The 6,906-nt window shown below is 51.8% G+C and carries 4 protein-coding genes; all 4 read right to left on the reverse strand.

What is annotated here, in order from left to right; genetic code table 11:
- Positions 1-15 precede the first annotated feature (15 nt).
- On the reverse strand, positions 16-1,833 hold the full coding sequence (argS, locus tag FYJ73_RS02610; RefSeq protein ID WP_154533159.1) for an arginine--tRNA ligase: 1,818 nt from the start codon (positions 1,831-1,833) through the stop codon (positions 16-18).
- Between the two features lie 92 nt (positions 1,834-1,925).
- Positions 1,926-3,326, reverse strand: a complete 1,401-nt coding sequence (locus tag FYJ73_RS02615) for a DUF5723 family protein (protein ID WP_154533160.1) — start codon at positions 3,324-3,326, stop codon at positions 1,926-1,928.
- 33 nt (positions 3,327-3,359) lie between these two features.
- Positions 3,360-5,090: a hypothetical protein gene (locus FYJ73_RS02620; RefSeq protein WP_154533161.1), complete on the reverse strand. Its 1,731-nt coding sequence runs from the start codon at positions 5,088-5,090 to the stop codon at positions 3,360-3,362.
- A gap of 198 nt (positions 5,091-5,288) precedes the next feature.
- Positions 5,289-6,620 carry a TonB-dependent receptor gene (locus FYJ73_RS02625; RefSeq protein WP_154533162.1) on the reverse strand — a complete coding sequence of 444 codons (1,332 nt, stop codon included), beginning with the start codon at positions 6,618-6,620 and terminating at the stop codon, positions 5,289-5,291.
- Positions 6,621-6,906 lie beyond the last annotated feature (286 nt).

Consider the following 6,906-nt stretch of genomic DNA (forward strand, 5'->3'; position numbering starts at 1 on the left):
ACCTGGTGTTCATTATTACATTCTTTCCGGCACTTCTATTCCGAGGAGTTCCATGCCGTTCTTGATGACTTTGGCTACGTTGTCGGCGAGGACGAGACGTGTCACCTTCTCAGCGTCGGTATCGGCGCTGAGAATGCTATAGTCGTGGTAGAACTGGTTGAAGTCCTTGGTGAGCTCGTAGCAGTAGTTGGCGATGCCGGCGGGGTTGTAGTTTTCGCCAGCGTCCTTGACGGCCACCTTGAAGGCATCCATCTTTTGGATGAGCTGTATCTCCTTGTCGTTGAGCGGCGCGTCGGCGGGCAGGGCGGCGGGCAGCTGAATGCCGTCGGCCTGGGCCTTGCGCATCACTGAGCGGATACGGGCGTAGGTGTACTGGATAAACGGACCCGTGTTGCCATTGAAGTCGATGCTTTCGGCAGGGTTGAAAAGCATGTTCTTGCGGGCGTCAACCTTTAGGATGAAGTATTTCAGTGCGCCGAGACCTACGATGCGTGCAATCTCGCTTTTCTCTTCTTCACTCATGTCTTTGAACTTGCCGAGCTCGTCGCTGGTCTTGCGGGCGTCGCCGATCATCTCGGCGATGAGGTCGTCGGCATCGACGACAGTACCTTCGCGGCTCTTCATCTTGCCGTTGGGCAGCTCCACCATACCATAGGAGAAGTGCACGAGATCCTTGCCCCACTTGAAGCCGAGACGGTCGAGGAGGATGGAGAGTACTTGGAAGTGATAGTTCTGCTCGTTGCCCACCACATAGATCATCTTGTCGATGGGGTAGTCGTTGAAGCGCATCTCAGCGGTGCCGATGTCCTGTGTCATATACACGCTGGTACCGTCGGCGCGGAGCAGCAGTTTCTGGTCGAGGCCTTCGTCGGTAAGGTCAGCCCACACGCTGTTGTCGGGCTTGCGGAAGAAGAGTCCCTTCTTAAGGCCTTCCTCCACCTTGCGCTTACCCTCGAGATAGGTGTTTGACTCATAGTAGATCTTGTCGAAGCTCACGCCGAGTGCCTTGTAGGTCTCATCGAAACCAGCGTAGACCCAGCTGTTCATCTTCTGCCACAGTGCGCGGATCTCGGGGTCACCGGCCTCCCATTTGACGAGCATCTCATGGGCTTCCACGATGAGCGGTGCCTCGTTCTTGGCTTTCTCCTCAGCCTTTTCCTCGTCCATGCCCTCAGCGATGAACTTCGCTTTCAGTTCGTTGCACTGCTCTTTATAGTGTTTGTCGAAGAGCACGTAGAAGTCACCAATGAGGTGGTCACCCTTCTTGTGTGCCGTTTCGGGTGTGACGCCGTTGCCCCACTTGATCCAAGCGAGCATCGACTTCATGATGTGTATGCCTCGGTCGTTGACGATATTGGTCTTGATGACTTTGTTGCCGTTGGCCTCCATGATCTTAGAGAGGCTCCATCCGAGCAGGTTGTTGCGCACGTGTCCGAGGTGGAGCGGCTTGTTGGTGTTGGGCGATGAATACTCAACCATCACGAGGGGGCTGTCGGCAGTAGCTTGCTTCTCGCCGAACTTAGCGTCGGCATTGATATCGTTGAGCAGGCTCACCCAAGCCTGGGGTGCCACGACGAGGTTGAGGAAACCCTTGACCACGTTGAAGCGTGCCACAGCCTCGCAGTCGCGCTGGAGCACCTCACCGATCTGCTGAGCGGTGTCCTCAGGTTTCTTATGTGAAATCTTCAGGAAGGGGAAGACCACGAGGGTGAGATTGCCCTCGAAAGTTTCCTTGGTCTTTTGCAGTTGCACCATTTTCTCGGGCACATCCTGTCCGTAGAGCTCTTTGACGGCCTTGATGGTGGCCTGAGTGATAACTTTTTCTATATTCATGCGTTTATACCGGTATTTTGTCGACAAAATAATAATATATGTGCAAAGTTACGAAAAAACAAAGAGATAAAGGTGGGTTGTGGCGGATATTTTCAGAAGGTGACGTTCATGCCCATGCTTACAGAGGCGTTGCTGCTCAGCGGGATCATCTCCTTGCTGACCTTACCGATGAGGTGGTCCATACCGAAGAAGACGTTGAAGCCTTTTGGGTGGACATTGATGATCCATCCCATGTTGGTGGAGAACGTATTGGCGGTCAGGTTCACGCCACCGTCGAGCCAGTTGAGTGGTTCCCAGTTGGCGCTGAGGCGGCCTTCTGTCCAGGTGTGCTTACCGCAGAAGCGTGTGGCGCTGAGCAGTCCGAAGTGTATCTTCTCATAGCTGGGCAATGTATAGCGCACGCCGATGTTCATCCGCGCGGAGAGCATGGTGGTGCGGCCACCCTTGTCGCCTTCGTCCTGTAGGTTGTAGAATTGTGCGATTTGGTCGCTGTACTTATCCCACTGGTCATCGGCGGTGTTGCCTTGGCTGCTTTTGATGCCGGTGTCGTGAAAACCGTCAAAGGTGAAGTCTTTGTCGCGGTTGGTGGCATAGCAGTCGTTGTTCCAGTGGATAAAGCCCAGGTCGAGCAGTGCGGCGCTTACCTCCCAGTATTTGTCGGGACGGAAGACGGCTCCCAGGTCGGCGGCGAGTCCCACGCCACCGATGCCGGCTCCGTCCACATTGACATCATTAATATAGGAGTAGGAGCCAGCCTGTGCTTTGTATTCTTTTTCCTCTGTTTTGTATTTCCAGCCCTTCATCGACATGTGAGCCTGCGCGTCGCCGTGCAGTGTCCACGTATCGCCGGTGAGGTTTGCGGTCACGTCTTTCATCTGAATGTCTGCGTCAGCAACACCCAATAGCAGTTTCATCTTGGCACCTACGCGCCATTGACGGTTGATGTCCCGGCTGTGACCGAGTGCTATCTCCACGTAGTTCTGCGAGTTGACGTAGAGGTCGCCGATGTTGTAAGTATCGTTGCCTGCGTCCACGGCAAAGCGGAACAGCTCGTAGGGCAGTTTCACGTTTGAGGAAGACTTGGCGTTGATTTCCACGGTATTGTATCCTCCCCATGCCTTGAAGCCGCCGGAGAGCAGTGTGATGTTGGCATCTGCTCCCACTCGGTTCCAACTTTTGTTGAAGCCCTTGAGCGGGTCGCTGAGATAAGGGTTCATGAAGGACGTTTTCTTCTTGCCGCTTTCGGTAGGGTAGAGCGGGTTGTCGCGCACGATATCCTCGTAGCCGAAGTTGCCGTGGGCCTCGGCATTGATGTTGCCCAGTGCGGGTATGGCCACATAGTTTTGGTCGTTGCCCATGGCTGGGTTGAGAGTGTGCTGATAGAGATAGCCGTCGGTGAAATAAGCCGAGCGAAGGCCTTGGGCAAAAGCGGACGTATGTGCAAGAGCCAGAATGAGGAGTAGCTGGCAAAGTGATATAATATGGTGTTTCATGTTTGTTGTCTTATGTTCTTAATAGGATGATGATCAGTTGAAGTTGCCAATGAGTTTTCCGGTTTTCGTGAGCTTGATGTTCTTCACGGTGATGGTTTGTTTCTTGGCGTTGATAGTTTTGCCGACGATGGCGTTGTTGCCGTTGCTGGCTGCGGCCCGGAAGCGGAATTGCAGCCCCTCAAGGCTGTGAAGCACATTGTTGCTCTGTGGTTTGACAGTGACTGTCAAGTGTGTAGTAGCAGGTGTTTGTGTGTCAGAGGCCGCTTCCACAGTCTTGTCCACGACCACGCTCAGTTGCGACTGTGGTATGGAGTCGCCTTGCAGATTGGTTCCCCATGCAGTTAGGGTGAGGTAGGCTGGCATACGGTTGGTGATGTCGGCCTCCAATTTCAGAGAACCGTTTATGGAAGTCGGATCGCCAACAGTGTTCTCCTTGAAGCTAAGCTTTTTGACGGTTTTGTTAAGATCGTCGATAGAGTCTGTGTAGGCAATGGCGGCATCGGCATCGAGTTGAAGCGGTGTAGAGAACGAGTATTGTTCTGTCATGGCGTAGTCGTGTCCGAGCTTCACTTCAGTGGTCTGTGTGTTATCGGCTTCGGCTTTGATGTCAACAAAGTCGATATGGTCAGGAATGGTCTTGAGCAGGTTGCCAAGTCCGGGTACTGTGACATAGGTCTGGCCTTGCGGTGCTGCTTCGCTCTGTTTGTGGAGTACGATGACGCTGTTGCCGGTGGGTACGGTGAAGGTGGAAATGTCAACGGAGGAGATGGTGTGTTCTTGTGCGTCCCGTGCGATCAGCCGTCCGCTCACTTTTGCAGCAATAGGCAGAGAGTTGTTGAAGTTGAGGTGTATGTGTGGATCATAGAGATTCATATTCACGCTCTTGTCGGAAAGAAAGTCAGGGATGTTGTTGAGCTGTACAGAGCCGAAGTTGTCGTATGTAAACACGGGGTGGAAGCGGCCGGTAGCAGCCGTGATTGTCAAGTCAGCTGTGGCGTTACCGCTGATGCTTGACAGGCTGCCCATGTTGATGATATTGTTTTTGCTGAGTCTACCTTTCAGATATATGTCGGCAGTAAGACTGGCGCGGTGATTGTTTTTGTCGAAGGAGGTGGATCCGAGATTGCTCGATGTCTTAAAGTCGATGCTTTTGACATGTAGAACCATGGTGTGGCTACCTGCTACAGTGTTGTTAAGAGTGATTGTGTTGTTGCTGATCGATAGGTTAGCACCGTCGTTGGTGGCGTGGTCGATTAGTAAGAAGGAGGGTAGTGACAATGTCAGTTCGTCCACACACCGCACGGTATTAGGGACTTTAATCGTCACGTTGATATTTTGGTCGCACGCGACACTGCTCAGGTCCTCTACCTCGGAGGGAGTGGTGGAGGACATATTGAGTGCAGCCAACTTACCTTGGAATGTGCCTTGAATCATTGGAATCGTACTGCTGATAGAAGATGACGTTTTGAATGTGAAGGGAGCGATAGATACGGTGGAGGTCTCTTGGCTTCCGCCGTCCACTTTTATTTGATAGTCGCCGTTGTCGTCAATGTAGATGAAGTTGGAGTTGTTCAGGCTCACCACATCGTCCAGAGCAATTTCTTTTGTACTGTTGCCACCGGGCAATGCTAGTTCGTCACTGCCCAATCCTATCGTAGCGTCGATATTGTCGAAACTGAAATCGTTGTCTTTACAACTTTGAAGCATTCCGGAAGATAGCATCAAAATCAGCGCGGAGCAAAGAAAAGGTATACGTATGTTCATAGTTAAATAGGAGAATTGTTAAATAGTCCACAAAGATACACATTTTTTCTTAAACGGAGGGGATAAAGTCTTTTTTTACTTAATTTTTCTTGTTTCTCTTTCTTTGTGTGTATGAAACTCAAAAGCCCACCCGGCACAGCATGCTGCGCGGATGGGCTTGTTGATAAAGTAGTATGAAGTATCTAAAGTCTTAGTCTCTTAGAAGCCGATCTTGGCCTGTACGCCGATGACAGAACGGGTGCCGCCAATGAAAGTGGGGAAGCCGATGTTGCGGCCGGAGTTTCCGGCATCGACGATATATTTCTCGTCGAAGATGTTTTTGCCGAAGATGCCAATCTCGTAGTACACCGTCTTGGGCTGGTAGCGCCATCCGAGATTGAAGTTGCAGAGTCCGTAGCCTTTCTGTGTCAGGTCGTAAGTGCCATAGGCGGTCACCGCCGGTTGGTTGTCATCTTCGAAATAAATCTTAGACTTATAGGTGTAGGTAGGCCGGAAATAGAAGTTTCCGCTCTTGTGCAGATCGATCTCTACATCAGCTCCAATAGTAAATCCGTTCTTGGGCGTGAGTCGGAAGCGATTGCCGGCATATTCCTGTTTGTTGCCGTTTTCATCCTTATCATTGAACTTGCCGTCGATATAGCTGTAGTTGCCGAAGAGGGTCAGTTCCCTGCATGGCGACCAGGCCAGTGATGCTTCCATTCCGAGAGAGTGTGCACGTCCTGCGTCCGAGGCGATATACATGCTTTGCTGTTGGTCGAAGCGACTGGTCTGGAAGTGGTACCAGTCGTAGTAGTAGGCAGCCAAGTCGTAGCGCAGGTGTCCGTCGAAGACAAGGCCTTTGAGTCCTACTTCATAGCTGTAGATGATCTCGGGTTTGAGCGTAGAGAGTTTTTCGGGACTGTTGTTGTAGTAGAGAACGCCAGGGCGTCTACCTCGTGCGGCACTGATGTAAGCGTTGTTGTGGCCGAAGAGATAGTTGAGCACGGCGCGTCCCACCCAGGACCAGTAGTCTTTTGAGGCTGTGACCTTCTCAGAGGGTGTGTAGATGACGTGTCCGCCGTTTTGCGCCAGAGCCGTTTGCAGGAATGCGTTGTTGTCGTCGGCCGAGGAGTATCCGCTCTGCTGATGCTCGTAGGTGCCGCGCAGTCCGAGTGTGAAGTTCAGACCCTTATAGATTTTATAGGTACCGTCGGCGAAGATCTCGGCGGCGTGTGTGGTGTTGTAGTTTTTTCCCTCTTCAGCATAGTCGGTCAGCTGTTGTGCCGAGAGACCTTTGAGCAGGGCTGCCATCTGTGCGCCTTTGTCGCCCAGGGAAGCCAGATAGCTGTCGAGGGTGAGCCCTTGCATGCCGAGCATGGCACCGAACTGCTGGAAGAGCGCGTTGAGGTCGCCGTGGAAGTCGGGGGTGGACTGCTGTGTGTCGTTACTGCCGAACCATTTGTTCATGAGCTGCTTCTCGGCCGCATCGTATTGTGCGCTCACTGTAGACTGCAATGCAGCGGGTACGTTAGCCATGATGGCCGTCTTCATTGTTCATGTCTTGTTTCTGAACTGAATTATCGGATACAAAGGTCACCATATCTTGTTACAAAGCCTTTGCGCTGATATGAAGATTCTGCAAGAAACTACAGATTGTGTTATAAGGCATAAAAAAAGAGGAGTAAGTTCCCACGGGAACTTACTCCTCTTCCTGTTTTCCTATTTTGCGCCACCCAAGACCGATTTTATGGTCAGTTAGATACAGTTCTCTCAAGACGCGTTATTTTTTAGCGTCATTTTGCAACACAATGTCGTATAATTCCTTTTGTTTGCTGTC

The organism is Hallella mizrahii (assembly GCF_009695775.1).
GTDB classification, from domain to species: domain Bacteria; phylum Bacteroidota; class Bacteroidia; order Bacteroidales; family Bacteroidaceae; genus Prevotella; species Prevotella mizrahii.

Coding starts and splice junctions, on each gene's coding strand:
- argS (WP_154533159.1), bottom strand. CDS start 1,833: ATGAATATAGAAAAAGTTATCACTCAGGCCACCATCAAGGCCGTCAAA.
- FYJ73_RS02615 (WP_154533160.1), bottom strand. CDS start 3,326: ATGAAACACCATATTATATCACTTTGCCAGCTACTCCTCATTCTGGCT.
- FYJ73_RS02620 (WP_154533161.1), bottom strand. CDS start 5,090: ATGAACATACGTATACCTTTTCTTTGCTCCGCGCTGATTTTGATGCTA.
- FYJ73_RS02625 (WP_154533162.1), bottom strand. CDS start 6,620: ATGAAGACGGCCATCATGGCTAACGTACCCGCTGCATTGCAGTCTACA.